Source organism: Phocaeicola massiliensis B84634 = Timone 84634 = DSM 17679 = JCM 13223, assembly GCF_000382445.1.
Taxonomy (GTDB): Bacteria; Bacteroidota; Bacteroidia; order Bacteroidales; family Bacteroidaceae; genus Phocaeicola; species Phocaeicola massiliensis.
On the sequence record NZ_KB905472.1, the window covers coordinates 1,914,026 to 1,940,224 of the forward strand.

The following is a 26,199-nucleotide window of genomic DNA, read 5'->3' on the forward strand; positions in this document are numbered from 1 at the left end:
ATTTCCATGTTAGCCCACATAAAAAAGGTATGCAAGGAAAATCCAAGCATACCTTCTCGACAAATTTTTAAATATGAGATTTAAATTTTAATGAAAGTCTCAAGACTTTTTAGCTTATACAAAAAACAACTTCTATCATTCAGTAAGCGTGACTACCGCAAAGCGGTTTGAGTCATTGACCTTATATTTATCTATTCCACCAAAGCTATGCAGATGAATGAGACTTTCGGATACCCCTTTATCCACAAGCATTTGAGCAATATATCTGGCACGACGCTGGGCAAGTTCCTGATTGATGGTCTGTGTACCAGTGGCGCTGTCGGCTGCTCCGAATATGGTCACTTTTAAATTATGCACCTTGGATATTTTTGCAATGTCATCGAGGTTCACGATCTGGGATTCATCTACAAGCCTGTCTGAATTTAGCTGGAAGAAGAAGTACACTGGGATACCCACTGTTATCTTTGAATTACCTGAATTTTCTATTGAGTCTAATTCATTATTATTTGCAGACATAAGATTATCAGATATTTTCTGACCGGCAGACAAAAGCGAATCCAAGTGGCAGTCTCCAATCTGTGCATGCGCATCCACAAGACCGATTTCAGCATCATCAGCCAGCTTTCTGGCTATACTGTCATTCCCAGATTTGCTTTCAGAAGCATCTGACTTCTTCTCCGACAATCGCGCTCTTAGCGAATTAAGCCCACTATAGTTATTCTTGGGATAGACAGCATGTACATCTTTCTCACCTGACAATTTTTTCTGCAATCGTATATTCTCATCCTTCATATAGGAAATGTAATCCTTGAGATAAGCATTCTGCTCGATATAAGGTGTAGCATCAACTACACGCTTCCATCCAGCCTTTCCTAATGTTATGGAAAGACCAGCTGAGACTGTAAGCATATTATCCTTGAATTTTATAGAGCTACCAATGTTGTCAAAGTTCTGGGCTGTTGTCAGTCCGCTTACACCTGCAACAAGTTTTACCCTGTTGCCAATTCTGTAACCTATCTCCAGACCATAGGTAAATGCGAACGGACGGCTGCCATCGGAACCACTGGCACATGAACAAGGATCAGACCAGTCCGCATTATGAACCATACCCACTCCCACATAAGGAACAATATCCCAAAGAGAGAGTCCGTACTCATTCTGACGAAGTCCGGAAGTCAGATTGTACATCAAGTCTGCGTGATAAAACTGATACTTCATAGATTTGAACTCAGCGTTCTTGAACGTCAGTCCCTGAAAACCTACACGTCCACCGATTGCGGGTGTGAACCACTTCCCAACGCCGACCTGCAAGGCTGGTGTTATTCGATCGAACACATCACCGCAACCAATGGGTGATCCGAGAAAAGCTGAAGCCCCGCCTTTAATTTCTATAAACCAATTTCTACCCCAGTTGGCTGCTTCGCTTACATTCTTCAGATATGTAGAATTCATAGGCAAGAGCATCTGCTCCTGACTGAAAAGATTCTGCTTATAAATGCTGTCAGCATTGTGATGGATGTTACTTGCAGAAACTGTCATCGCAGCAAGACATCCCGTTAAAAACAAAAGAATATTCTTTCTCATATAGTTTATACTTTAATAGTCGTTGATACTGTCATAAGCCAACAGGCTTACCATTACATTCTCTTCTTCCGTTTGACAGATGGCGCACACATCTTGCGTGCCATTGCCAGACACCTACGTGCCCACTCACGGTCATCATCTTCCGGCCGCCTTCCCCAACCAGTGGAGGGGCCACCGCCACCTCCGTGAGTCTGGGCAATGGTCGTAGCATCGTCCACATAACCGCACACAAGGTTCAAGGCAACCATGACAACATGATTTCCCTGTTCTGCCAGTTGGCAGATCAGTGTATCGTCAAACAAGGATTTTGTTTCCTCCGGCAGATGGTGATAGCGGGATGTGAACTCCTGTGACATTGTGTCAAGCATTGCACCGTTCAAGTGATAGCTCATGTTATGAGCCCATGAAAGTTCAGACTGATTGGCCTTGACTTCCAGTTCCCTGGCTTGCTGCTCGATGTCAGCCTTATCTTCACGAAGAGCTTCAAGCAACCGGTTAGTCTCATCAAGTTTCTTTTCCTTGTCTGCCAGTTTAGCTTCAACCTGAGCCTTCTGGTATTCGAGACTTTGAATCTTGCGTGCAATCTCTGCACTGATACTCTCGCTGTTGGCCTGCATTTCCCGAAGAGGACGAAGTTCATCTTCAAGACGGTCTTTCTCCGTCTTCAGATTATCAATCATGGTCGTAAATGACTTCTGTTTCTTCTGGGCTATTGCCAGTTCCTCGTTCAGAGACTTAAGCAACTTCCTGTTGTTCTCCAACTGGGCTTCAAGTGTCACACAGGCATTGGCCAGCCATCGTCGGTATTCCTCAGTAGAGCGATGTTTCGCACCAGATTCCACAACCGACACTCCTCTTGTAAGACCCCATTTTTCATTGACCTTTGCTAGCTCGTCATGAAGGGCAAGCATATAATTCTTAAACTCCAGACGGTTCTGTCCATGAAAAATCTGCTTGAAAGCAAACTTGCCGTTCTGGTCTATCGGTAGTAGAGCACAGTGAACATGCGGGTTCTTCTCGTCACAGTGAACTATAAAGGAAATGATGTTTTCCTCTCCATATTTATCTGCCACGAAGCGATAAATGTCACGTGCCCATTCTTCTATTTCCGGCATACGCCTTACATGTTCGTTACCTCCTTTGCTCTCAAAGTCAACTACCTGATTGCCGAAGGCCAGCTCACGCATACGGTCGGTTGAGCCTCCGAATATGAAGTTGACCACTGTCCGGAAACGTGGCTCGGCTAGTCCTTCATTCGGATCCTTGATGCCACGTGACGCAAGGTTTTCTGCCATGCGTTTTGTCAGCGGACGCTTCTTATCTATCGGTGTGACTATGCCACCTTTTTGTACCTCGAAATTAAGATGTTCACGGCTACGGTCATAGTTACCCTCACGCATAGCCTGCTCCCATCCTTTATCCGTCCAGGCACGTAACTCCTCATTGCTCGTCTGTGAGAGCCCTTTGGAAGTCTTTATATCCATGACTTGTTTTGATGTAGTACCCATAATGACAATTTTATTTTTTGCGTTATTCTGAGCCTTTTTTCAGTCTCCTTTGCGGTCATACGCACACTTAGAAAACTGACCCAGCTTGCTGTTTATCTGGTCAGCCCTCCCGCCGCTTCATAGCGGTCGGGGTATTAGGCTCCCCATACAATATAATGTCTGTACAACGGGCAAGCCCAATCAATGGCAGCGACCAGTTCCGTGGATTATCATGAAACCAGTCGTTGCACTTAGACTTTGACTTATATACGAATGGACACTTTTAGAATAAAGTCAAGTGGAGAGTCAATAGTGATAATCCGGCATGAACCGATAAATGCCACGGCTTTCCTGAACCACCATCCGTTTGTTCGTGAGAAACTGAATTATCTTCACAATCTTGTTGTGATTAAATTTCGTTCCTGCCAGTTCGTAGGCTGTGGTCAGTTCTTCTTCCAAAGCCTTATATCCCGAAATCGTCTCTTTTCCGTCAAAAGCCAATTCAAGAGCTTTGCGATGGATGGCTTCATGGATGTCTTTATAAGGGGAGAACGGTTCCAGTTTGGGACGACCTACGCTCTTTTTTGTCGGCACATAGTCCGGCAGAAGTTCGGGAAGTGATTGGGCATTGATGCAGAAGGCGAATGGCAGGAAGTCCTTTGAACGGGTATGCACACTTTCCACTTTGCTGATGTTACTGTCGTCCTTGTCCTTCTCAATATGGATGACCGTTTCCGCTTTGTTGTTGATTTCCGTGCCAATGTGTCCACGGGCGTTTTCATCGCTTTTGTTCTGATGAAGGATGGTGTGAAGATGAATCTGGTATTCGTCAGTCCACTGCATGAGTTTGGAGATTACGCACGTGGCTTCGCTCGGAGAATTAATGTCATAGACCAAGTCGCGGATTCCGTCAATCACCACGAAACCGAGACCCTCAATCTGACTGATTGCATCATCTATGATAGCCAAACGCTCCTTGGGGTTGAACTTGCGTAGTGCGAGAAAATAGAAACGGTCGCAATCCTCATTAGTCGGCAACTCTGCCAGTTTCATGATACGATGCATCACAATCATACAATGGTTTTGACTTTGTTCTGTGTCGATGTAAAGGATGCGGTTCTTTCCTTCAGGGAAGTCCGTTGTGTAGTTAAGAACTTCCTTCCCTGACAAAGCTGCTGCCACCATAGCTGACACATTGAAAGTCTTTTTGCTTTTAGCTTTGCCTATGGATGCACTGAAATTTCCCAATGTCCCGATAGGTACTCCGCCTATTTTCAGAACTTCCGGCTCCTGTTCGTACTCCTTTTCCAAACTGAGCATGGTATCTTGCCATCTTGTAGCGACCTGAGCAAGATCTTCAATGGGTGTTACCGTTTCCATACTCACCAGCTTTTAGGATTGGCTTTGCGACGTGTAGTTGCAAGCATTCGGGCGTGTTCTTCCTCTATGCTTATAGGCGATTCTCCTTTTCTGCCGCTTTCCAACCATTTGTCCAATTCATCACGATAGACAAACAAGTGTTTTCCTTGTTTGATGATTGGAATACCACCATGCTTGGCTTTGTAATAAAAGGATGATTTCGAGATACCTAAATATTCGCAGACTTCATCAACGGTCATTGGAACATGGGTGTCTTTTTTTACCTCGTTATGCTGCTGATGAAGTTTTTCTGTCAGCAGATTTTCCATACTTGAGATTCTCTCGCAGAGTTCGCCTACCACTTCCGGTAGGTCATTGAAGGTCAGTTTGTCTTTTTGCATATATAACATTGTTTTTGTTAAACATGCTGCAAACCAACACAATGATGTAATGCTGACAACTATCAGAAGGCAATAATATTTCAGTCTGTGTTGAATAATCCTAATCGGTTGAATTTGCTTTTTATTCTTGGGCTTCTTTCATACATTTGAAGTGATAATCTCCGGTTTTAGGAATATCAAGGGCTATTTTGCAAACTCCGCATGTCCGGAGATTTTTAGCCAGATATTTAATCGAAGCATCTTTTAGTTCATGTGGGAATATAGTATGTATGAATGTTGCTCTATCTATAAGAGAAATGCCCAATCTCTCTCCGATGTTCCATACGAAATGCATCAGATCAATAGAACGGAGGGAATTATCTACTTTTGAACGGATTGGCTTGTATAAATCAAACTGTCCGTGCGCAAAATACTCTATATTTTCATGCAGAATTTCAAGATCTTCTTTTGAGAGAAATTCCGTCATTACAAATGTGGTATATTCATGAATGACACGCTTAATGTCTGCCTGCCTTTCGGCTTTTTTACGTTCAATTTCGGCGATACGCACTTCATAATTATCCATATAATCATGTTTTACAACTAAGTTTTCCGGATTTATATCCTTGTCCTTTGGGCACTCCGGATTAATCTCCTTAATTTGTTCGGGTAGAGGTCTTACTTGCTTGCCAAAAGACAAACCCAATTCATTCTTTGTAATGAATCGGAAAAAGAAACGCTGAAGTACTCCACAGGCGAGTATCATTGCCGTGATATATAAAATAGCTGGAGTGGAATACTCCATCAGGTTGATATGGCAACTGAGATATAAATAGGAATCTGTTGCCCAGTAAAGGATGACACTTACTGAAAGTATGAAACTGGTTCTTTGAGGAGAGATTTTAATACTATTCGTCATAAACTGATACTGTTTGAGTTTTACAATAAGACAAATGTATATGCAGATTTCCAAATAGTTGCTGTTTGTAATAGATAATCGTTCAGAATTTAAGAAAAAATACGCTCAGAGTATGATTTGATGCAAAATATCATACTCTGAGCTGTAAAAACGGGATTATTTGAACCTTAATTCTTACTTGCGGATTAAAGAGATTCTGTTGCTGGCTTCACGCTTGTTACTGTCCACAACTTTCATGTACCGTTGTGTCGTGGTGATACTTTTATGTGCCATATTACTTTGAATGGTACGTATATCTGTGCCGGCTGCTCCTTGAAGTGTTGCATATGTTCTTCGGTAGGAGTGGAAAGTGATATTCTTGGTGATACCGGCTTCGCGAATCCATTCTTTCATGGGATGCTGTGTCCAACTTCGTTTCAATCCTTTAAATACTAATCCGTTTTTTTCCGGAGAATAGCCGATTAATTGCAGGGCTTCGTCGCTGATTGGAATGATGTCCTCTGTTTTGGTCTTTTGGGTAATTGTATGGACACATTTCCCTCCGGCTGCAAAGTCAACGATTTCATGCCATTGTAACGATAGTATATCGCTGATTCTGAGACTAGTCAAACATGAAAACAATGCTGCTGTCTTCAGAATCGGCTTTTTGCAAGGTGTCTCAGCCAATTTGTAAAGTTCTTCCACACTTAGATAGTCTTTTGGAGTATCTTCTGTTTCGATTTTATCCAAAAAGTCATTGATATTGGTTTTGATTAGCCGATTGCGATAAAGGATTTTCAAAAGTCCCCTGAATGTTGACCAATAGCCGGAAGCAGAGTTCTTTGAAATGCGACCGTCACGCCTGAGTTGCTTGGCATTTAGCAGATACTCCCGGAACTTATTACAAAGGTCAATATCAATTTCTTCAAAAGTACATTTGCCATGAACGAAGTTGTAGAAATGGTGGTACACAAATTCCCACTTTTGGTCATGCTTGCGAAGTTGCTTGCGATAGTATTCCAGAAAATCCGCTTTGAGTTTGTGCCTGTCAAAGAAATCATACCTGTCATTTACGATAGATTCAAAGCGTCGACATCGGATGGCTTCTGCCTTTTCAGACATAGTGGCATTGAAGTTGCGTTCGCGCTCATTCTTGGGATTGGCATAAATATAAATGTTCAATCCTTCGTGGCGGATGGTTTTCATTGTTTCCTGGTTACGATAGCCCGGATAATAATCCAGATAGTAAGAAAGCATCCCGTTTTTCAAAGGACGTGTTCTCAATGTTACTGTTTTACATTCTAACATAGTTACAATTATTATTGGTTTATACTTGATTTGCTGCAAATGTCCGTAATGGCTTGACACAGACAATGCTCATTTTTAGAATCATTTTCTGGTCTGCCTAAATTCAGGATTAGTCTTATTTTCGGGCTCCCATTACATGGTCAAATTCCACTTTCAGGAATCTCACGAAACGACCTTTCTTTTCACGTTTGATTTCGTGGAATTGTAAAACTCCATAAACAGAATCTCTGGAAAGACTATATTTCTTCATGGCTTCCTGTACGGTATAGTATTCCGATGAATCATCTTCTGTTGTTTTCTTCGACAGATCAAAGTGCAGTTTGGAATAGAATATCTGACCATGTTCTTTCTTTGAGGGGATATTGTTTCGATAGACATGAGAACGGATAGCGACACGTGTCATTCCATACTTTTTCTCTATATCTTCCGGTGTGTACCATTCTGTCAATGCATCATCCGTCTTGTATTTGGCAAAGACAGCATCAATATGTTTCTTGCTGTAATAATTGAATTGACGGATTCTGACTTTGGGAATATCACGTTCTCTTGTGTAAGTCCATACCCATTTTGTGTTGACCTTATATTTCTCGGCAATTTGCTCGGCAGTATAATACTCGCTCATGTCAAATTCGTCCTTTGGAACAATACGTTCATAAGGCTTTGTCTTTAACATTAGCTCAATATCCGCACGCCGAATGAGAGATTTCTTCCCACTGATTCGTGAAGCTCTTAGCTTGGATTCCTTCACCAATTTATAAACATACTGGCGAGTTACACCCATTAACTGTGCCGCTTGTGCAAAAGAGAAGAAGTCTTGTCCTTCTGCTGCCTGTTTGGGCTCCAGCAGTTCCTGTATCTTTTTCAGTTGGCGTTTACGTTCTCGAATACGTTCCTTGTAGCCGAGATTGGAGCACTGGTGACTGCAATAGCAAGTCGTTGTTTTCTTCGCAATGAATGGTTTTCCACACCATTGGCAAATCTTTCTTACTTCCATATTTTTCTATTTTTAATTGAGGTATATCTCTTTATTTCTCCTCTTTTTTGTCAACACACGTAAACCATTGTCAACACACGACAACAAATGCGTCACTGTGACATCGGGGACAAATCCCAATTTGTTTCGCGGTAGAAATACGGTAGAAAAATATGGTGAACAACACTATCCAATCGCTATGAACTGGATTTGGGGTAAATAAAAAAGCCGCTGAAATTCAGCGACTTCATTATAGTTGGTTCTAATTCGTTGCGGTTAATTGCGATATATCATTTTCCGATGCAAAGATGTTAGTAATTTGTATATCAGTTAGTTGGGTTGTATTGGAATAGTATTTGAGCCATGATTTTATTGTTGGAAATAAGAGTTTAAATAGTTGTAAATCAGCTTATTATGTATTATATAAATGTTGCTTTCTTTTGTTTTCACAAGTTACTTACCAATACACATTTGTTATATAGTTGATTGTCAGATAATTAATGGCTATTTGGCTCGTATTTGAGCCATTACTTCCACTTACTAGCTAAAATAACTTATATAATTGATTATCAGTATTTTATATTGTAGACCTGCAATCTGAGTGCGTAATCGCTGGTTGAATCTTCTTTATTCAGCTACTTACCCACACAGTTATATAAACAGTCTGATGCTCAATTTGATACAGCTAATTGAATCATATTTGAGCCATTAAATTTTACGTTTCTATCCATTTGGAAATATGAACGGTTCTGATTTTCTTATAAGTTTCAATTTTTTCATCACTTTCCTGATTTAGATGTGATTTTATTAGAGTTTAATATTTAATAACACAGATGCGAATGAATTTATCTCTAATATGCATCTATATTTTGCAAAATTAGGTAATTATCAATTATTTCGCATAATATGTATCGAAAATATTTCTCAATATCTCATCTGTGTTTATTTAGTCGCCAATTATTTCAGCAAGGAGAAAAAGGTATTCACATATATACAGGTTTTCAGATTCTCAGAAAGATGTACGTTATGTTGATCCTGCATATGGTAGAAATTTATGCTACATGATTTTTCAGCAAAGGAATAAAGAACTTACTTTCTGCTTAGGGATGAAGTTTATAAATAAGTTTATCAATTCATATATACATATATGAGTTCTATTAAACTTGTAAACTCAATGGCTTATCCTGTTGTATGGCTGAATCAGTCAAGTAAGTTTAGTTTAAGATACATGTATATATACATGGGTAAATCTAAACTTTAAACTTGTAGAAAGCCCTCCATCAGTCAGAATGCTGTTCTGGTTGATGGAGGGCTATATTGGTCTTTTTCTCCTTGCTGAAATTGTATTTCTGTTTATAGTTACAACTGTTGTAATAGATGGCTGGTCTTTGCCCAATAGTAATAGGCTTCAGGAGAAGTCCTTTTCAGCTTATTCAGTCGCGAAGGAAGTGTGGGTGCTATATCCAGGGAGCCTATGGTGGCAGGATTACCGTCGTATTTTTCTATTATTGTGTTGCCCGTCTCTATCATTGTGGCGATATAGGCTGCGCGTGCTGCGTCTCTAATCGCATCGTCAATGAAATAACCGCCATTGAACATGAAGGATTTGATCCTTTGTATACCACGTTGTAGTGCATCAAATTGTCCGTTTCCTTCACTTCCCCTTGTTGCCAGACACAGCGAAGTCTGTCTGATATCATCGAAAATGAGTTTTGGATTGTTTGGCAAATGCCTGTATGAGAGTTCAACTTCTGCAATTTGTACAAACGATTTTGTCGTTGTTTCAAGGACCTCTGTCTTCTCGAACAGTCTGGCTATATCATATAGCTGTTTGATGATCTCCATGCTGGCATCCTTACCATTTTTGATATATGGAATACCTGTTGTATTGGGTGCATACGCCGTAAGCTTGTCTCCGAGAATATCTCCAATGGATGGTACTTTTACATAATTCAGTTCACCTTCTGTCTTTATAAAACGGCTTTCTACAGGTAAAGTCACGACTTCGTTGTAGTGACAGTCTTCATTTAGAACGTCCAGCAGGATGGTTTCTTTTCGGTCTATGCCATCAAGGAAAGCCACTTGATAAAAGAATTTGGAATGCGATTTTGGTATGTCTGTTCCACGCTGAATTCTTTCTATCGGCTTATAGTCAATAAAGCCATAGTCTTTGTATGATTGCAGATACTCTTCTATTTCAGTACCTGGAGGACATATTATATCAATATCTATAGACAGCCTGTGTCTTTGTTCTTTTAAAAGAAGCATCAGACTGCTTCCACCTTTGAAATGAAATGGGCAACCTGAAGCCGCCAACATGTCCAGCAATGAAAAGGCATGGATGACCTTTTCAATGATATTTTTGTCCGGATAGTTTAGCTCCTTGGATTTTTCTTCAATCCATCTTGCTGTAAAGCATTCTTTATTTATCATATTTTTGTGATTGTTCTATTAATGAATAAGTACTATCGTATGCTCCTCTACGTTTTGCATATCGGAGCATTTTGGGAGTATTGACTGTGTACAAATCAAAGGCGGTCTGATACATATAAGTGATTTCCGTGCCCTGCATATAATCAAAGTCTTCGTCTTTCTGTATATCTACGAGTAGCTTTTCGATGGTAGGAGTAACCATCCCATCAACCTTATTTACTGGAGATTCAGTGACAAATATCTTTACAATGATGCATGGTTCATGCATGTTTACGTAGTCGTACATGAACTTTGCTGTCGGTTGCTTATAAACGGGCATGTCTGAATCCTTCAACAGAGAAAAAACAGAATCTACAGCATCCCGGTTGGTCTCGACATAAATAGCATGGTTCACAGAGACGTGATGTTGTAGTGTGGTGAAGATGCTGCCATCGTAGATGCAGAAATCGGTGAATGGCAATTTCTCTTTCAATCCGACATATAGTTTTCTCAGTGTTTCTGTTGGAGCAAATGAGAACACCTGTTTATCTGTAAGCATGTATTCACCATTTCCTGTACGGGCTATCTTGTTCTCTTTGGTTAAGGTACAGAGATACTGGCGGGCGGTATTGGTCTTTATCCCCAATACTGATACTAATTGAGGCACTTCAATCCGTCCGTAAGTACGAGCATAATTCAATATGCTCTGTTTAATACTATATTTCTCGTCAATACTCATTGCAGTGCAAATATAATATAAAGTCGGCAACAAACCAACTTTATTGCCGACTTTATATATAAGTTCTGAGCAATTAATCATTCTTTAGTGTGTTTTTCTATATTAAGTAACACCATTATGAATTCATCATATTATGTAATATATGAGGTATTTTTCTTGTGTTGTAAAAGCATAGTATTAAAAGTATCCCGCAAATGACTAAGAAATTAAGTAGAATCTCTTATTAACGAAACTACACCTATCTGCTTGACTGTTTCCTAATATGAAGAGGTAAATATTTCTCGATCAACAATCTGAAATCACACCATAAAACATTGTCTTACCATTTACGTTTACTCTTTGTAAAATGATTCCATTGTTCTGCTAGGATAATATAAAGTCGGCAATAAAACCGATTTATTGCCGACTTTATATTATCAAATTCTTTTATCCGGGCTGTTAACTACTTTATGAGAATATTTACATGGTTGTGCATTGTCTGTCGGTGCTTCAGTAAGGAGAAAATGTAGTTCCCATTTTCTTTCTCATATGATATTTCTATTCGCAATGAATTGTTCGTCAGTCTTTTTATAAACCTGTTCAGGTTTGTAACCAAAGTTTAAAATACATGTATATATACATGGGTAAATCTAAACTTTAAACTTGCAGTAAGCCAGAGTAGGACAGAAGTCCGCTCTTTGACTGATAGGCATTGCCTTTCTTTTTCTCCTTGCTGATTTTGCACCTTTTCATCACTCACATGAGTGGCATCAGCCTTGTTGTGCTTCACCTCTGGCTTCCATCCTCTTGAATAGCTTCCGTGTTCAGACCTTTTTATGCAGAGTGCGGAGTTTCGTATTTCTCTTGCTATGCTATGCCGGGTTCATGGTGAAGTTTGGGAGTTATCGCTTTCACTATGTCCGGATTGCTTGCCATGGATCTGTGAAACCTGTCGAGTCTGACTATGAGAACAGCATTCTTTACCATGACCAGACACAAGAATATCAGGCCATTCCCTTCACATCTCATTTTGGACGAAGCCGTGACACTTACTTTTTCCTGTTGCGAAGTTAGTGCAAGCCGCATACTGCAAGTACCAGAACCTTATTCCCTGAATTTTTTCAAAAACTTTTCCAGCTGCAGCTTTTCGGAAAACTTTTCCTGCCTGACGGTGAAATAATTCGGTAATTACTTGCCTGATTGCTATCCTTGCCAACTTTGATGGCAACGTAAAAAATAAATGTTTCACTTCTAAAATTTCAATGTTATGAAGAAAATGGAAAATTCTTTCGTAGTTTCTGGTTTTGTAGGTAAGGATGCAAGCATCCATCAGTTCTCAACCGCAAGCGTTGCACGTTTCCCTTTGGCAATCAGCCGCACTGAGAAATCAGGCGAGGAAACAACCCGCACTTCCGCTTTCATAAACGTCGAGACATGGCGCAAGAATGAGAATACTACATCCTTTGACCGCCTTGTCAAAGGAGCACTCCTCACGGTTGAAGGCTATTTCAAGCCGGAGGAGTGGCAGGATGCCGACGGTGTCAAGCGCAACAGAGTGGCATTTGTAGCCACCAGGTTCTATGAAGCTGTTGAAAAGGAGGAAACTCCAGCAGCTCAGGAGAAGAACTCCAAGAAGGGCAAGTAAATCCTTTCTTCTCTCCAATAGAGCGGCCTTCGGGTCGCTTTTTTTATGCTTATACTTCTCTTTGCCGAGATTCGTTCCTCATACACCGACTTCGGGGAACTGGCATAAATTCCGTTGCGAAGGTAATTGTCCGGTCTTGTCATCAGCAAGGTCAGGGCTTCGCTTTGCCGCAAAATCTCCACACCTGCGGGTAGTATTTTGGAGCAAAACCTTGCAGAGACAGCCCCGACACCTTCTTGGTGCAACAAAATTTATATGTGTTCCCGAAGTAGTTGATCTACGAGAGGGAAGAAAAAAAACAGATGATATTATGACGACAATCCAATCAATCCTGAGCCGACTGACCAAGGCTGTTGGCGGTACTGAAAAGATGCTCTACATAGAGCCGGAGTTGAACAAGTTTGCAGAGTTCTACCTTGACAAGTGGGACGAGAACACCAGTGAGGATGTCATAGCCGAGTCTTTCACTGACTTCTGGTGGGACACAAACAGGGCTTGCAGAAGATGTTCAGAGTGTGGCAGACTGATGCGTGCCGGGTATTGTGCTGACATGGGAGTAGCCTACTATTGCAGTGATGAATGTCTGCACAGTGACTTCACCGATGAAGAATGGGCTGAGGAATGCGAGAACAACGACCAGAGTTATTATACGGAGTGGTAATCTTTTAAAATTCAATGATATGGCAAATTTAGCAACAACGACCTATAAGGTCACTGGGACACGTGAAGCAGTAAATAACCTGTGGACTACCTTTCAGGACATGGAAGTGGATAGTAAGGATATAAGGCTGTTCAAGCTTGCCGAGCATTACGGCATTGACTATGAGAAAAAGCAAATCAGTGTTAGAGGACATATCTATTGGGCTGAATATGAAGAAGACGAAGAGAATGATTATTTCCTTCTTTCATTTGAGACAGAAACCGCATGGGATGCCTGTAACGAACTCTTCTTTGAAATAAACCGGATATTGAATGATGAACTGAGTATTTCATACAGATGTTGCGAAAGTGGATGTGATTTGTTCTATACCCATGACGAGGGGGATTTCTTTCCCGAAGAATGTTGTGTGAGTTCATACGGCGAACCTTTCGAGGATGCATGTGAGGATGTTTTTGACACCATTGAGGATGCCATAGCTGAATGGACATCAAAGACCGGTATTGGACAGGGAGACCGCAGTGAAAAAGAAATGGTGGATTTTATCAATAGCTATGAATACGAAAGCGAAGAGACCTATTTCTACATCCACCCTTTTACATTCGAATAACATACCCGCAAGGACATGAGGCAAGTCTCGTGTCCTTGCATAAAAACAAGATAATATGGACAGGTACAGCGCAGAACTGATTGGAGCATCTTGCGAACTTATAACCCCATGCAGGGGCTGTAGCCATGGAATAATTGTGGCAGTGTATAACGAACAACTTCTTGTACGGTTAATCAGCGGAGCACAACGATTAGTGAGCAAAGATGAAGTCATATTATTATGACCCTGATACTTTCCCTGACTGTTTTCAACTGTTAGGAGACATTGGTAGGTGTTTGTATATCATACATTTACCTTTGTATACATTGATACATGTGGACAAGTACACGTGTAAACAGGAATACAAGAACACATTGAAACATATAAACATAAAAACAAATAGTATGGCACAGAAAATCATCACTTTCGCCAACCATAAAGGTGGCGTATCAAAGACAACTTCAACCGCCTCTATCGGGGCTTGTATGGCAATGAAAGGCAAGAAAGTCCTGCTTATAGACCTTGACGGACAGGCAAACCTGACACTATATTTCATACCTAATGAGGATGAAATTGAGACGAGCATTTTTGATTCATTGGTAAACGGTGTTCCTTTGCCTGTAAAACATATCCGGGAGAATCTTGACCTTGTCCCTTCTTCCCTTGAAATGGCAAGTGCGGAAATAGCTCTGACCAATCTGTTGGCAAGAGAGCAACTGCTCAGCCGTCTGCTTGAACCGCTCAGGAAAGACTATGACTATATCCTGATTGACTGTCCGCCTTCTCTTGGTATTGTCACTACCAATGCCTTTATCGCGGCTGATGAGATCATCGTACCGATGACACCGGAGCTGCTTCCTTTGAAAGGCATGAGGATGCTTGACGCATTTGTCACCACCTTGCAACGTGTCAAACCGTCGCTTCGCCTGGGAGGTGTGTTCATCGCCAGATTCAATCATCGTAAACTGAACAAGGTAGTGGAACAGGCTGTAAAGGAGCGTTACGAAAGTATCACCATGAATACCCGCATCCGTGAGAATATCGCCTTGGCTGAATCAGCCGGTAGTGGCAAAAGTATATTCGAGTATGATTTAAATTCCAACGGTGCAAAGGATTATCTTGCACTTACGGAGGAAATTCTTTCACGTAACCAATAACAACTATGGCAAAAAACAATATGGACATTCTGCTTGGCAATATTTTGGGCAGTGCTGCTATCAGCCCTGACAATAAAACAGTAGAACAAACACCCGAGACCAAGCCAATTCCGAAACAGGAAAAACGGTCAGTCAAGGCAGAACGTAAAGAGCAACTGGACAATTCCTGGCGGCATTTCTCCTTTATCTGCTCCAGGGAACTTGTAGATAAGGTACAGGCAATAGCTTACAAGGAGGGTTTCACTATACGTGCCTTTATGGAGTATGTGATGAAACAGGGCATCGAGGCATACGAGGCGAAGCATGGCAAGGCTCGGAAAGTCAAGTCCAAAAGCATCAATGATGTAATGTAAACGTGTATACACGTAGCCATGTGTACGTATAGGTATGTGTACGTGTAGCAATATATACATGTTTACACGTACACGTGAATACACAGATATATTCAAGTCAATAACAATCAAAATATTATGAATATGAATAAATACTTCTCATTTGCCATTGTAGTATTCCTAATGGCAGTACCATTGGTATTAACTTCTTGTGGCAAAGACAACATTTTGGATGATGTTGAAGAGCTTCAGCCGGAGTTGAAAGTATGGACGGAGCCTTATCATGTTGAAAGTTCAACCATAGACGAGGTCAAGAACTATATGGAGTTTTCAATGAAGCGATATGGTCTTGTATCGGAGGCAACAATAGCTGGTTCTATTCAACTCACTTACAAAACCGGCAACGGTAATGAGGGTATCCTATATAGCTTTTATGCTTCAAATGGGGAATTGTATTCGGTAATAGATACAGAGCTGATAGCTAATAGCCGTCTGGTTATCGACTATTTGAAGGAACATTATTCTCTGATTGTTCCGGCGATCGAGGCAACACTTGAATACTGTTTCACGAACTCAGACAGGTCAATGGTCATTACGACTGCAAAGGTTTCTGACACCTATTTCAACGTAAATTACGCCTACGTCAATTGATATTGTCTTATATAGCTTTGAGCCATCATCAAGTCTTATGATTTGGTGGTGGCTTTTTGTATACATGTATTCATATGGACGTGAATACATGGTTATATGTAAACATGTATATAAGTCCACTTGTATAGGTGTATATATGTAAACGTGTGGACATGAATACATGTGGACATTGGATGAATGAAAGATAATTCTCTAAATCATTGATAGACAAATGAAATAAACCCTTTATAGTTGAATCTAAATTCGCCTTCTTGTAATTGATTAAAGCATATTTCATAAGCTTTTTGTATGCTGACAATTCACGGCTTGTCAGATTTTCACCGCAAAATTACTGTGAATGTCCGAACGCCAAGTACCGATTCTCTAATGTGTCTCAGATTGGTATGGCAACCTTCCGCAAATCAGAGATTTGGGTATTCCATACAAATCTACAGCCATTTACTTGTCTTATCTTCCATGTCTCACAGTATCGGGAGCGTGAAAATTTGAAGCCCTTTGAAATTGTCATGATTTCACAAAAGGGAAATGATTAATTTTAATACTTATAGATATGGAAGTACAAAAGATTCATCCGGCAGAAGAGTATCTTCACAACGAAAAGAACCCCACATCATTGTATGTCAGAATTAGTGGAGAACGTAGAAAGTTGTTCATTAACCGCAGTGACGGAGAGGGAGTGATTGGCATTATTGCAAAAGGTAAACGCAAACGAGGTTATGTTTTCAATGCCTGGTCAAGCATTGAGAAAGTCTATTATCCGACCACTGAAAATGAAGAAGAGGCAGAAAAGAAGATGATTCTCAAATACCAGAAACTTGCCAGACTTGCCACACATACAAATGATTGGTTGCGCAGGATTGCAGGTGCGGATTTGACAAAATCCCTTTACGAGAACCATATAACCACAGGAACAGGTATTGACGGAAAATGTATCAGATTGAGCACCATCGAGAAGTATTGCGGCTACATGGTGATGGCATGCTTCAGGGAAGCCTTCAAAAAGAAAGAGAAGTATTCAAGCTATAGGTTTGACTTTTGCGGTTATGACGGGACACTTTGGTGTGAACCGAAAGAGAATGGTGATATGATAGCCGGATTCAGCAAGGAATACCGAAATTGTGGTAACGGTTATTATTATCTGCTTATCAATGATGATTGTGTGATAGGTTATGACATAGACTGATATAGTTATAATTCAAACAGACCATATCGGGAAGCCCCGATGTGGACTGTTTGAAGATCGAGTATGCTGACGGTTGATTACCTCTTTTAATACTTACATTCCAGGTTGGAAAGTAGTGAATATATTCCTTGAAAAGTCGTTGGTTGTTATTCCATAGCCAAAATTCCTGTTTATAAGACGTAGTCAGTTCTGATATATGTTTGAATCTGTAACGTTATTTGTAGAACTTTTTTTACTCTTCGCCCACGCCAATGTCCGCATTCGCAAACAGTTTGCCATAAAGATATTCTGTCCATGGTCGAGTGGATCGACTATAGCCAGAACATCCCTCTGTCAAAAGTACGGCAGGAGCATTCCGCTATCAAAGATAGTGGAGAGCTCCTTAATACCGTACTTGCTGTTGGCGTTGCAGGACATTTCCCACCCGACAGTTGTAATGCTATGCTCTTACCACTCCACCAGCTAACACTTGCCTTAAACTTTATAATCTTAGAGTTTTCTTTTTCCTTTAATCTTCGCCCACACCAATGTCCGCATCCGCTAACAGTTTGCCATAGAGATATTCTGTCCATGGTCGAGTGGATCGACTATATCCAGAACATCCCTCTGTCAAAGGTACAGCAGGAGCATTCCGCTATCAAAGATAGTGGAGAGCTCCTTGATGCCGTACTTGCTGTTGGCGTTGCAGGACATTTCCCACCCGACAGTTGTAATGCTATGCTCTTACTTCTTTATAAGCTGACGCTTCCCTTTTATAATCTTAGAGTTTTCTTTTTCTTGTAATCTTCGCCCACACCAATGTCCGCATTCGCTAACAGTTTGCCATAGAGGTATTCTGTCCATGGTCGAGTGAATCGACTATATCCAGAACACCCCTCTGTCAAAGGTACGGTAAGAGCATTCCGCTATCAAAGATAGTGGAGAGCTCCTTGATGCCGTACTTGCTGTTGGCGATGCGAGACATTTCCCACCCGACAGTTATAAGGATTGTATTCAGTTATAAAGTTCCTATATACTAGTATTTTAACCATTGTGTCTTCATTCCTACTTGTGATTCAGCGAACTTTTTTCTGCAAAGTTGTTGCATCCATCACCAAATTGGCAAGTCGTTCTTAGTAAACAATCTTCCTTTTCCTTGAAAAGAGTATTGTCCACTGAAGACTTGCTGTATTGGTTTGTCTGCACTTTGTAAAACAGAAAAAACTTCCCGATCACAGTCCGAAAGGACTTAACAAAAGGGAAACAAAATCAGAGTGCAGTATGAACACAGTGAATGTTTACATCAAAGGTCAGGAAGACAAGGAACTGATTAGTTTCTTGCGATATTTTCCTTCACGCATCAAGAACATAGGAATGGACGCAGTTTTTGACCGTCAGATTGTCTATGACTACAAGGATGGCCGCAACCACCTGGAGGTGGCCAAATGCGTGGCAAAGTTCCTTGTAAAGAAGTTTGGCCGTAAGATATGCAATGTGGTATTCTCGTGCATCCCTGCAAGTAGTCCGGAACGTAACGAAATGAGAAACAGACATTTTTCCGAGCTTGTATGCAAGTTTTCCGGAGCCATTGACGGGTTCTCTCATGTGAGTGTCATCGGTGAACGTACTGCAGTCCATGGAACAAAGATAAAAAAGGAAGAGCGTGCCAAACGGATAAATGAGCAGAACAACATTGAGATTGATGCTGATTTCTTCAAGAACAAGGAGGTCTGCATTTGGGATGATGTAGTCACAACGGGTGCATCCTTTAATGCCTATGTCTCCCAATTAGAACAGGCCGGAGCTCATGTGACCAACGGCATCTTCCTTGCCAAAACAAGCTATAAATACGTACTAAAATGACAATTATGAATGATTTGAAATTTGACAGGACAGTCTCAGCTGCTTTTACAGGACATCGGTTCTATGACTTTTCCCAAAGGGAATTTATTCAGGAACGCCTTACCTCAGCAATATCCGAAGCCTATGACCATGGCATCAGGAATTTCATTTCCGGATTTGCTTTGGGAATAGATCTGATGGCAGCACAGTTGGTACAATCGCTGAAGTGTGATTTGCCCGGAATATCTCTGACTGCAGCCATACCGTTTGAAGGCCAGGCAGAGAGATATAATATCTATGATAAAAGAGTTTATAGACGGTTGCTTGAACTGGCTGATAAGGTAATTGTGCTCAGTGACTACTATTATCCGAGGTGCTTCCTTGACCGGGACAAGTTTATGGTTGAGAATGCTTCATATCTCATTGCCTATTATGATGGCCGTGAGAAAGGGGGAACATACTACACCGTTAAAAAGGCACGAGCGAGGGGCATCCCGATTATTAATGTGTATTGATTTTAAATGGAACGAGTATGAATGAACTTTTTGATACTATTATTGTCTTTTTCGTGTTCCGTTTTTTCTTCTACATTTTGGAAGTATGGTGGAATGGAGATGAACGGAACGATTTCAGAAGAGACAGATAGCAATCCTGATATATAAGTCAAGTACAGGTGAGTAGGAGCGGTCTTGCCGTCAGCTTCTACAGGACAATCACGCTTTCATTGCAAGGATAGGTTTTTATCCTTGCCGGGTCTTTGCGTATTTTGGTGAACGAGACTTTGGTATAACCTGTTAAAACTCCGGAGTATCAAGTCTTCTGATAGACAGAATATTGTCAATCAGAAGCACTCTTCCGTCCGATAACGTGAGTGCTCTTGTCACCTCTTCGTATTTCTTGGCTGTGCCTGTTATTGACACGTATTTGCCTCCATCTTTTTGAGTATCAGGTACGAAATACACGAAAGTGTATTCTTCCTGTTCCGGCACCTGTTCAATGACGCGGGCGAGTTCTCTTGTAAGACTTGCCATCTCATCATCAGAAAGGAGCTTCTTGGGAGTAGTCAGCCTTGCTGTTTCGGCTAACGCTTCATCATGTCCTGTGAGAGCGGCAAACGGGGCAAACTGGGCGGCACGGTTCTCCATGGACATGGGTGTCCTGTTCTTTGAGACATGATGTGGCAGATTGATTATGTCGTCATATTTACTCATGGTGCCCTCCAATCTGTTGGTTACGTTCTTTCTGGGTTGCTCCATCGGCATAATTGATGCCCTTCAGGATGGCATTCTTCCCAAACTTCTTCTTTATACTCAGGATAGCTTCCTGACGTCTGCGTTCCTTCTCAGCTTTTTCCAGGTCAGCTTTCCGCTGTCTTTCTGACTCTTCGAAATCAGTAAAAAGATCGAGTTGGACGATTTTAGGTTGCTTTTTATACTGCTCCTCATGTACGAGGTGATTCACCGACAGGTTAAGACGGCGCACGAGTAGGACAGGATTCACTATGCGGCCGTACAGTTCAGCCACTTTTTCGGAGATGATACTGCCTGCAGAAGTCGGCTCCTCGATATTGATGGTGCCATGAGCATTGACCGGCACCTGTCTGCCGTAATGGTCGGTTGTAATCTTACCATGGTACTTCTCCCTTATTGAAGGGTTGGTCAATGATTCAATGTCGTATCCGACGGTAAGCACCAACTGGTCAGTGAGCAGCCTCTTGTCCACAAGGTCGAGCGACACACTGTCGGCCATTTCAAGTATCACATTACGGGCCATATCCGTAGTGTAAGCCGACTGGAGAACCTGTCCGGAACTCAATGATTTGCTTTCAGGCTTATAGGCTTTCACATATTCCATGGTAACTGGTTCCCATCCCCAGGCATGGTCAATAAGCAGTTCAGCATTGACTCCAAACATCTGGTACAGGAATCCTTCATGTTCTATAGAGCATCTGGCTACATCACCCATCGTCAGGATATTGTACTGGGCAAGCCGGTTGGCAATACCTTTGCCTACACGCCAGAAATCTGTGAGAGGAGTGTGTTCCCAAAGCAATTTGCGATAAGTCATTTCGTCAAGTTCGGCAATGCGTACACCGTTTTCATCGGGTGGCATCTTCTTGGCCACAATATCCATGGCTACCTTGCACAGATACATGTTGGTACCGATTCCTGCCGTAGCTGTAATGCCTGTATCCGAAAGGACATGACGGATCATCTTCATTGCCAGCTCATGAGCAGTCATCCTGTTAGTCGCGAGATAGGTGGTAGCATCGATGAAGACCTCGTCGATGGAATACACGTGGATGTCATCCGGACTTATATATTTCAGGTAGATGTCGTAGATTCTTGTACTGTATTCTATGTAGTGAGCCATGTGGGGAGGAGCCACCACATAGTCTATGGCCAGACTTTTATTGCTGTCCAGCTCCTTCTTCGAGTAGGATTTTCCACTGTTACCTCGCTGCCTGTTTGCCACACGTACTTTCTCAATCACCTCGAATAAGCGAGGACGACCTCCGGTACCATACTTCTTTAATGCCGGCGAAACAGCCAGGCAGATGGTCTTTTCCGTTCGTGAAGCATCAGCCACGACAAGGCATGTGTCGAGCGGATCCAATCCCCGTTCAACACATTCTACTGAAGCATAGAATGATTTCAGATCTATGGCTATATATTGTCGTAATGGCTCTGTACTCATTATATTTCCGGAAAACGATACAAAGATAACGAGAATCCTCCAAAAATTCCTTAATATTGTTATTGCTTATCAGTTATATACAGCCCATATCTCACTCTTACATGCAGTCCCGGACTGATTTTCACCTGTTATATGTCTGCCTTTAAGCACATCCGCTGTCGTGTCAGAGGAAAATTTTTCAGCGAAGTTATCTTGGATCTGTCAAACTGCAAGACGTGTCTTGTGAACAATCTTCCTTTAAGTGACAGGCACTTAAAGAGTATTCTTCATGCCATTCTTGCCTTATTTGCCTTCTCCAAACTTCTGATGCAGAAAAATCTTCCCGACACACAGCTGAAAGGCTGTAACAAAAGGGAAATAAATAATTCAGATATTATGACAGTAACAAAATTCAACAATCGTCTGGTAACTCCAGAACTGAGAGAGGCTCTGAGTGATTATCCCCTGTATTCACAGGACGCAAAAGGAAAGGATGCGCTTTGCATCGCAGTGTTTCACCTTGGCAATATCCGTTGGTATATTATGGAAGGACAGCCCGAAGGAGATGACTTCACCCTATATGGTATAGTGGTCGGTCTACATGAAACAGAGTACGGCTACATGTCAGCATCTGAAATGGCCGATGTCACTTATGATGCGAGTAAGTACGGACTCGGCTTATTGAAGATAGAACAGGATAGGAGTTTCAAATCTTGTGCCCTCAGAGAGGTAAAGGATAAAGAACTTCAGTCTTTCTTGTCAAGACTTTATGATGAAAACTAATGTATAACTTAAAAATTGGACAGCTATGAAGATTATTGTTGTGGATTGCGCAAATGTCCGCATCGATGTTTTGAACGTTCCGGAGAATATGGTTGGAGAGGACGTTGAACTTTTCCTTGTAGAGCACGACTACTCCTTGAATAACATTTCATGGATGGCAGTTCCTGCAGATTATGTTCCGGTGCAGTTTCATGAATTTGGCATAGATGAAGAGAATGGCAAGGAGGTACATGAACAAAGGGATACCAGGTTGAAGAATTTTTCAATCTATGATAGCGTGCAGGAGGTAAAGCATCGCGAACAGGAAGAGCTCGTTTCTGCAATTCGCCAATATGGTGAGAAGGTTGCCGATGGCTATGAATGGCACTTTGAGGGTGATTGCCCGATAGTGGCAGCGTATGACTATGATGAGCCTTGTGATGTGGTAATCCTTGCAGTGAGGGTTAGCAATGATGGAAGAATAACCATCATAGGAGATGAGAAAAACGACCGGGGCAATGAACATGAGATTGATGCCGATGATATATTTGCCGGTCACATTGATTTCATTACGTCGGAAATTGAGTGATAAGAACAAAGGAACAGGAGCCACAGGGATGGTCTTCTGTTCCTTTACTCGTTGCAGTCTTACGGTTATAGCTGCTATGCGGATAAACCTTAAACACTCAGATGTCTATTTCCGTAAACCTTGAAAAGCGTCTTCCGTCCCTTTCTATAGTCTCGAAAAACATCTTTTCCGGTCTGACCCAATAAGATTTCTCTCCATAGAGAGCCTGATATACAACCATCCGCTCCTGAGTTTCACTGTCAAAAGCGGAATGGATATATTTATAGGTACCACCCTTGAAATGACGGAAATATCTTTCTTCTTTTTTAGGAAACTCCATCAGCATCTTCATGGCCAAGGGCGCATACCAGGTCTTCACTTCCTGTTCTGTGGGAGTATGCGCACCCGGGAAATGATGGGAATTGTTGTAATGCTCCAGGAACATGGGCTCATAGTGAGCCAGTCTGTCCTGTTCGCCGAATAGTCCCCAGACACGGTCTCTGTAATACGGATTACAGCAGTCAAACTGAATCTTTTCGAGTTTGGCAAACTCTTCGATTAAAGCTTCATCTATGATAAACGTCTGATTGCCGTCCTTGCGTGGGGCTTTGTACTGATGCTCACCGATTCTTTCTTTCAAGAATTTCGTCATCTCAAAGTGCGGATTGCCAAGCAATGCCGGGATGCCGACTATCGGGGCGAGCATCTGCGCAAGAAAAGATCCGCAGCTGTTACCCAGCAGCAGGTCGGGCGATTCCTGTTCAATGATTGAGCGTACCTGTTTTAATGCCTCCTTGGGATGAAGCGGAAGGTCTGGCGTTAAGACGGAGGCATGATTTTCAAATGCTTCTTTCAGAGCAACTGCCATCGGACAACTTCCTGTGGCAAAGAATCCGTGAAGGAAAAGTATCTTTTTCATTATAGTCAGCTTTTATCCATATCTTTCGATGTATCCTCTTCATTTTTCTTTTTGATAGGTCCGGAATGGTTTCCTCTATTGAGTTTGATGCCATGCTTGTTCAGAATACGGAACACAGAACTTCTGCTTTTGAAGCCGCTTGCTCTCCATATCTCATCTATAGGATGACCGGCTGCATACAGATTGATAACTGTCTTTTCTCTGTCGAGCTTTTGTAATTTTGTGGAAGAAACCTTCGGTAATGATGCAATCATCTTCGCCTGCAGGTTCACCATATGCTCGGCAGTCTTTCTCAAAGCAAGTACTTCTTCAGGTAAGGCACCCATCATTTCCAGCACATCCGATGGCTTGGTTTCAGGGAAAAGCTGGTTCTTGGAATCAATCCGGTCGTGTATGCTTATGACGCGAATAGCTTTTACCCGGCAAAATTCCAGGAAAGTAGCCAGTTCCCGACTGCCACGGATGGCATTTGAAAATTTGGGGATAACAAGTTCATCCCCCCTTTGCAGGGCAACCATGAGTTGCTTCCAAAGCGGCCTGTTGCGTTCGTTCTCATCGCACTCCTCTACAATGCGTATACATCCGAAGTTATTCATCCACTCCCTGTCTTCTTCCAGTTTGTCATACTGGGATATTGCCATAATGTAACCTATCTTTGCCATATTATAAAGGTTTTGACTGATAATCAAATAGATGTCTTATCTTGTCTTGAAAAATATATAGTATGATAATTCTCCAAGAGTATAATGAACACGACTCTGATGCAAAGGTATAAATTATATTCATATTGGTAATCATACTGATATGACAGATTTTATAATCGACTTCTTTTTTAACAACTTCTTATTATCAATAGATATGTATTATAAATCATACTATTATGAGTATGAAATATAAATTAGTATAAACTGAATATTTTATACTGACAATGTGGAATTTTATCTATACATTTGCCACATAACAAACAAAATTATGCCAATGATATATAGAAATTTAATCGGTCAGAATCACTGTTGTAGCGGTTTGATTGGTATGTCTGACGCAGGTTCAGGAAAACAAGTGAAAGAAAGTAAATCAAGTGAAAGAAAAAATACTCAAATGAGTTTAATCTTTCACTTGATTTTTTTATGCTCTGTACTCTTGTTTTACTCATGCAACAATCATGAGAAATATGATTTTGAGTCCTCTGATGAAGCTCTGAATGAATACGATAATCTTTATAAGACTGTCAGATCACAGGAAACGTGCAATGCCGAGCAACTTGCCTCATTTATCAATCTGTGGTATGAATGCTCAGACACAGTCTACAAATTTATTCAGAAAGACCCTTCGTTTACGGCTCATGCCGGTCTGACCATGAGGTTTGACAGTATAACGGATTCCATTCGCACGAGGTTGATGGAGCTTGCGGACAACTTTACTCTAAGCGATGTGGCATATGTCAAACTTCATACTTCTATCTATGGTCAGGATAAGGAACTTGACTCATTAAAGCGACATGCAACAGTATTCTTTTCCTCATTGGATAGCATTCCTGTATATACCGGGAATATTAGAGACTTACTTGCCGATTACTCAGAGTTTCTGCTTTCATATAAATTACATGGGGTACACTCAGAAGATGCGCTTCTTCGATTTATCCGTATGGAAGACTTCTTCTTCCGAAGCTTTCTTGCTTCCATTGACGAGTGCTCAGCTTTGGGTATGGCGGATATTACTGATATGACGGCCAATATTTGTGACAGCATTTATAAGGAAGCATCAAATGGTAAAATCAAGGCTGATGAAACTATTACCTATATGTCCATGAGGACAGGCCGCCGTCTGCTTCTGAATGCCAAAGTCTGTCATGAGAAACTGAAACGTGGTATAGTAAAGGATTCGCAATATGCCAATGCTTACTTGTGGATGATGTTACAACCTTATCTCTCGATAGATGCCCTTGCCATAACAATGCTGACACCGGAACAGATTCGGCTTATGACGGATATGGCAAAGGATTATCCGGCTATCATTTCCAGATTAGACAGCAAACACTTAATCGATCGGGATGTGACCACAAAAATACCGAATCAGCTAATTCGATTATACATATCAACCATCTAATCATATAAATATC

Annotated in this window: 27 protein-coding genes; 14 read left to right on the forward strand and 13 right to left on the reverse strand. The window is 41.4% G+C overall.

What is annotated here, in order from left to right:
* Positions 1 to 135: 135 nt before the first annotated feature.
* From HMPREF1534_RS10970 to HMPREF1534_RS10930, 9 genes are all read right to left on the reverse strand, one after another.
* Positions 136 to 1,584 carry an OmpA family protein gene (locus HMPREF1534_RS10970; RefSeq protein WP_005939486.1) on the reverse strand — a complete coding sequence of 483 codons (1,449 nt, stop codon included), beginning with the start codon at positions 1,582 to 1,584 and terminating at the stop codon, positions 136 to 138.
* A 53-nt stretch (positions 1,585 to 1,637) separates the two neighbouring features.
* Complete coding sequence (mobV, locus tag HMPREF1534_RS10965) at positions 1,638 to 3,092, reverse strand: MobV family relaxase (protein ID WP_005939488.1); 1,455 nt, start codon at positions 3,090 to 3,092, stop codon at positions 1,638 to 1,640.
* A 285-nt stretch (positions 3,093 to 3,377) separates the two neighbouring features.
* Positions 3,378 to 4,451 (reverse strand): AAA family ATPase, encoded by a 1,074-nt coding sequence (locus HMPREF1534_RS10960; protein WP_005939490.1) that lies wholly within the window; start codon positions 4,449 to 4,451, stop codon positions 3,378 to 3,380.
* Between the two features lie 2 nt (positions 4,452 to 4,453).
* The gene (locus tag HMPREF1534_RS10955) at positions 4,454 to 4,831 is read right to left on the reverse strand and encodes a helix-turn-helix domain-containing protein (RefSeq protein ID WP_005939493.1); all 378 of its coding nucleotides are present in this window, start codon (positions 4,829 to 4,831) and stop codon (positions 4,454 to 4,456) included.
* 121 nt (positions 4,832 to 4,952) lie between these two features.
* Positions 4,953 to 5,729, reverse strand: a complete 777-nt coding sequence (locus tag HMPREF1534_RS10950; RefSeq protein WP_005939495.1) for a hypothetical protein — start codon at positions 5,727 to 5,729, stop codon at positions 4,953 to 4,955.
* A 174-nt stretch (positions 5,730 to 5,903) separates the two neighbouring features.
* Positions 5,904 to 7,016, reverse strand: coding sequence for a tyrosine-type recombinase/integrase (locus HMPREF1534_RS10945; RefSeq protein WP_005939497.1), 1,113 nt, complete (start codon positions 7,014 to 7,016; stop codon positions 5,904 to 5,906).
* A gap of 115 nt (positions 7,017 to 7,131) precedes the next feature.
* The gene (locus HMPREF1534_RS10940) at positions 7,132 to 8,010 is read right to left on the reverse strand and encodes a helix-turn-helix domain-containing protein (protein ID WP_005939499.1); all 879 of its coding nucleotides are present in this window, start codon (positions 8,008 to 8,010) and stop codon (positions 7,132 to 7,134) included.
* Between the two features lie 1,338 nt (positions 8,011 to 9,348).
* The gene (locus HMPREF1534_RS10935; RefSeq protein WP_005826901.1) at positions 9,349 to 10,422 is read right to left on the reverse strand and encodes a nucleotidyl transferase AbiEii/AbiGii toxin family protein; all 1,074 of its coding nucleotides are present in this window, start codon (positions 10,420 to 10,422) and stop codon (positions 9,349 to 9,351) included.
* On the reverse strand, positions 10,412 to 11,221 hold the full coding sequence (locus HMPREF1534_RS10930; protein WP_004310962.1) for a DUF6577 family protein: 810 nt from the start codon (positions 11,219 to 11,221) through the stop codon (positions 10,412 to 10,414). The genes HMPREF1534_RS10935 and HMPREF1534_RS10930 overlap by 11 nt, the downstream gene beginning before the upstream one ends.
* A gap of 1,165 nt (positions 11,222 to 12,386) precedes the next feature.
* On the opposite strand from HMPREF1534_RS10930, the gene HMPREF1534_RS10925 reads away from it, so the two are divergent.
* The 11 genes from HMPREF1534_RS10925 to HMPREF1534_RS10880 all read left to right on the forward strand — a co-directional run bounded on the left by HMPREF1534_RS10925 (position 12,387) and on the right by HMPREF1534_RS10880 (position 19,670).
* Positions 12,387 to 12,764: a single-stranded DNA-binding protein gene (locus HMPREF1534_RS10925; protein ID WP_004309321.1), complete on the forward strand. Its 378-nt coding sequence runs from the start codon at positions 12,387 to 12,389 to the stop codon at positions 12,762 to 12,764.
* A 310-nt stretch (positions 12,765 to 13,074) separates the two neighbouring features.
* Positions 13,075 to 13,425 carry a hypothetical protein gene (locus tag HMPREF1534_RS10920; RefSeq protein WP_005939503.1) on the forward strand — a complete coding sequence of 117 codons (351 nt, stop codon included), beginning with the start codon at positions 13,075 to 13,077 and terminating at the stop codon, positions 13,423 to 13,425.
* 19 nt (positions 13,426 to 13,444) lie between these two features.
* The gene (locus HMPREF1534_RS10915) at positions 13,445 to 14,032 is read left to right on the forward strand and encodes a hypothetical protein (protein ID WP_005826889.1); all 588 of its coding nucleotides are present in this window, start codon (positions 13,445 to 13,447) and stop codon (positions 14,030 to 14,032) included.
* 55 nt (positions 14,033 to 14,087) lie between these two features.
* On the forward strand, positions 14,088 to 14,255 hold the full coding sequence (locus HMPREF1534_RS20835) for a ribonuclease P (protein ID WP_100069973.1): 168 nt from the start codon (positions 14,088 to 14,090) through the stop codon (positions 14,253 to 14,255).
* A gap of 160 nt (positions 14,256 to 14,415) precedes the next feature.
* Positions 14,416 to 15,168 carry a ParA family protein gene (locus HMPREF1534_RS10910; protein ID WP_004309323.1) on the forward strand — a complete coding sequence of 251 codons (753 nt, stop codon included), beginning with the start codon at positions 14,416 to 14,418 and terminating at the stop codon, positions 15,166 to 15,168.
* Between the two features lie 5 nt (positions 15,169 to 15,173).
* A complete protein-coding gene (locus HMPREF1534_RS10905; protein ID WP_004309324.1) occupies positions 15,174 to 15,521 on the forward strand; it encodes a hypothetical protein in 348 nt (115 codons plus the stop codon).
* 117 nt (positions 15,522 to 15,638) lie between these two features.
* On the forward strand, positions 15,639 to 16,151 hold the full coding sequence (locus HMPREF1534_RS10900) for a hypothetical protein (protein WP_005939507.1): 513 nt from the start codon (positions 15,639 to 15,641) through the stop codon (positions 16,149 to 16,151).
* Between the two features lie 550 nt (positions 16,152 to 16,701).
* Positions 16,702 to 17,334: a hypothetical protein gene (locus tag HMPREF1534_RS10895; protein ID WP_005939510.1), complete on the forward strand. Its 633-nt coding sequence runs from the start codon at positions 16,702 to 16,704 to the stop codon at positions 17,332 to 17,334.
* A gap of 294 nt (positions 17,335 to 17,628) precedes the next feature.
* Positions 17,629 to 18,117 (forward strand): hypothetical protein, encoded by a 489-nt coding sequence (locus HMPREF1534_RS20935; protein WP_005939513.1) that lies wholly within the window; start codon positions 17,629 to 17,631, stop codon positions 18,115 to 18,117.
* Positions 18,118 to 18,594: 477 nt separating this feature from the next.
* A complete protein-coding gene (locus HMPREF1534_RS10885; protein ID WP_004312124.1) occupies positions 18,595 to 19,176 on the forward strand; it encodes a hypothetical protein in 582 nt (193 codons plus the stop codon).
* Positions 19,177 to 19,181: 5 nt separating this feature from the next.
* The gene (locus HMPREF1534_RS10880; RefSeq protein WP_004312125.1) at positions 19,182 to 19,670 is read left to right on the forward strand and encodes an SLOG family protein; all 489 of its coding nucleotides are present in this window, start codon (positions 19,182 to 19,184) and stop codon (positions 19,668 to 19,670) included.
* Between the two features lie 279 nt (positions 19,671 to 19,949).
* Here HMPREF1534_RS10880 and HMPREF1534_RS10875 read toward each other — a convergent pair whose 3' ends face one another.
* Entirely contained in the window at positions 19,950 to 20,366 is a 417-nt protein-coding gene (locus HMPREF1534_RS10875) for a hypothetical protein (protein WP_018668641.1), read from the reverse strand.
* Complete coding sequence (locus HMPREF1534_RS10870) at positions 20,359 to 21,852, reverse strand: Y-family DNA polymerase (RefSeq protein ID WP_005939523.1); 1,494 nt, start codon at positions 21,850 to 21,852, stop codon at positions 20,359 to 20,361. The genes HMPREF1534_RS10875 and HMPREF1534_RS10870 overlap by 8 nt, the downstream gene beginning before the upstream one ends.
* A gap of 375 nt (positions 21,853 to 22,227) precedes the next feature.
* On the opposite strand from HMPREF1534_RS10870, the gene HMPREF1534_RS10865 reads away from it, so the two are divergent.
* Complete coding sequence (locus HMPREF1534_RS10865; protein WP_005939525.1) at positions 22,228 to 22,614, forward strand: DUF2958 domain-containing protein; 387 nt, start codon at positions 22,228 to 22,230, stop codon at positions 22,612 to 22,614.
* A 40-nt stretch (positions 22,615 to 22,654) separates the two neighbouring features.
* Positions 22,655 to 23,182 (forward strand): hypothetical protein, encoded by a 528-nt coding sequence (locus HMPREF1534_RS10860; protein ID WP_232509266.1) that lies wholly within the window; start codon positions 22,655 to 22,657, stop codon positions 23,180 to 23,182.
* Positions 23,183 to 23,279: 97 nt separating this feature from the next.
* Here the strand turns inward: HMPREF1534_RS10860 and HMPREF1534_RS10855 are convergent, their stop codons facing one another.
* Positions 23,280 to 24,080, reverse strand: coding sequence for a YqiA/YcfP family alpha/beta fold hydrolase (locus HMPREF1534_RS10855; protein WP_004312129.1), 801 nt, complete (start codon positions 24,078 to 24,080; stop codon positions 23,280 to 23,282).
* Between the two features lie 5 nt (positions 24,081 to 24,085).
* Positions 24,086 to 24,742: a recombinase family protein gene (locus HMPREF1534_RS10850; RefSeq protein ID WP_004312130.1), complete on the reverse strand. Its 657-nt coding sequence runs from the start codon at positions 24,740 to 24,742 to the stop codon at positions 24,086 to 24,088.
* Between the two features lie 436 nt (positions 24,743 to 25,178).
* On the opposite strand from HMPREF1534_RS10850, the gene HMPREF1534_RS10845 reads away from it, so the two are divergent.
* Positions 25,179 to 26,186: a hypothetical protein gene (locus tag HMPREF1534_RS10845; RefSeq protein ID WP_227194014.1), complete on the forward strand. Its 1,008-nt coding sequence runs from the start codon at positions 25,179 to 25,181 to the stop codon at positions 26,184 to 26,186.
* Positions 26,187 to 26,199 lie beyond the last annotated feature (13 nt).

Excerpts from the sequence above, each read along its gene's own strand:
- HMPREF1534_RS10960 (WP_005939490.1), bottom strand. The coding sequence starts at position 4,451 with ATGGAAACGGTAACACCCATTGAAGATCTTGCTCAGGTCGCTACAAGA.
- HMPREF1534_RS10935 (WP_005826901.1), bottom strand. The coding sequence starts at position 10,422 with ATGATAAATAAAGAATGCTTTACAGCAAGATGGATTGAAGAAAAATCC.
- HMPREF1534_RS10925 (WP_004309321.1), top strand. The coding sequence starts at position 12,387 with ATGAAGAAAATGGAAAATTCTTTCGTAGTTTCTGGTTTTGTAGGTAAG.
- HMPREF1534_RS10940 (WP_005939499.1), bottom strand. The coding sequence starts at position 8,010 with ATGGAAGTAAGAAAGATTTGCCAATGGTGTGGAAAACCATTCATTGCG.
- HMPREF1534_RS20935 (WP_005939513.1), top strand. The coding sequence starts at position 17,629 with ATGGTCGAGTGGATCGACTATAGCCAGAACATCCCTCTGTCAAAAGTA.
- HMPREF1534_RS10905 (WP_004309324.1), top strand. The coding sequence starts at position 15,174 with ATGGCAAAAAACAATATGGACATTCTGCTTGGCAATATTTTGGGCAGT.
- HMPREF1534_RS10850 (WP_004312130.1), bottom strand. The coding sequence starts at position 24,742 with ATGGCAAAGATAGGTTACATTATGGCAATATCCCAGTATGACAAACTG.
- HMPREF1534_RS10915 (WP_005826889.1), top strand. The coding sequence starts at position 13,445 with ATGGCAAATTTAGCAACAACGACCTATAAGGTCACTGGGACACGTGAA.
- HMPREF1534_RS10950 (WP_005939495.1), bottom strand. The coding sequence starts at position 5,729 with ATGACGAATAGTATTAAAATCTCTCCTCAAAGAACCAGTTTCATACTT.
- HMPREF1534_RS10885 (WP_004312124.1), top strand. The coding sequence starts at position 18,595 with ATGAACACAGTGAATGTTTACATCAAAGGTCAGGAAGACAAGGAACTG.
- HMPREF1534_RS10875 (WP_018668641.1), bottom strand. The coding sequence starts at position 20,366 with ATGAGTAAATATGACGACATAATCAATCTGCCACATCATGTCTCAAAG.
- HMPREF1534_RS20835 (WP_100069973.1), top strand. The coding sequence starts at position 14,088 with ATGGACAGGTACAGCGCAGAACTGATTGGAGCATCTTGCGAACTTATA.
- HMPREF1534_RS10910 (WP_004309323.1), top strand. The coding sequence starts at position 14,416 with ATGGCACAGAAAATCATCACTTTCGCCAACCATAAAGGTGGCGTATCA.
- HMPREF1534_RS10900 (WP_005939507.1), top strand. The coding sequence starts at position 15,639 with ATGAATATGAATAAATACTTCTCATTTGCCATTGTAGTATTCCTAATG.
- mobV (WP_005939488.1), bottom strand. The coding sequence starts at position 3,092 with ATGGGTACTACATCAAAACAAGTCATGGATATAAAGACTTCCAAAGGG.
- HMPREF1534_RS10955 (WP_005939493.1), bottom strand. The coding sequence starts at position 4,831 with ATGCAAAAAGACAAACTGACCTTCAATGACCTACCGGAAGTGGTAGGC.
- HMPREF1534_RS10970 (WP_005939486.1), bottom strand. The coding sequence starts at position 1,584 with ATGAGAAAGAATATTCTTTTGTTTTTAACGGGATGTCTTGCTGCGATG.
- HMPREF1534_RS10895 (WP_005939510.1), top strand. The coding sequence starts at position 16,702 with ATGGAAGTACAAAAGATTCATCCGGCAGAAGAGTATCTTCACAACGAA.
- HMPREF1534_RS10870 (WP_005939523.1), bottom strand. The coding sequence starts at position 21,852 with ATGAGTACAGAGCCATTACGACAATATATAGCCATAGATCTGAAATCA.
- HMPREF1534_RS10845 (WP_227194014.1), top strand. The coding sequence starts at position 25,179 with ATGAGTTTAATCTTTCACTTGATTTTTTTATGCTCTGTACTCTTGTTT.
- HMPREF1534_RS10865 (WP_005939525.1), top strand. The coding sequence starts at position 22,228 with ATGACAGTAACAAAATTCAACAATCGTCTGGTAACTCCAGAACTGAGA.
- HMPREF1534_RS10855 (WP_004312129.1), bottom strand. The coding sequence starts at position 24,080 with ATGAAAAAGATACTTTTCCTTCACGGATTCTTTGCCACAGGAAGTTGT.
- HMPREF1534_RS10920 (WP_005939503.1), top strand. The coding sequence starts at position 13,075 with ATGACGACAATCCAATCAATCCTGAGCCGACTGACCAAGGCTGTTGGC.
- HMPREF1534_RS10880 (WP_004312125.1), top strand. The coding sequence starts at position 19,182 with ATGAATGATTTGAAATTTGACAGGACAGTCTCAGCTGCTTTTACAGGA.
- HMPREF1534_RS10945 (WP_005939497.1), bottom strand. The coding sequence starts at position 7,016 with ATGTTAGAATGTAAAACAGTAACATTGAGAACACGTCCTTTGAAAAAC.
- HMPREF1534_RS10930 (WP_004310962.1), bottom strand. The coding sequence starts at position 11,221 with ATGATTAATTGCTCAGAACTTATATATAAAGTCGGCAATAAAGTTGGT.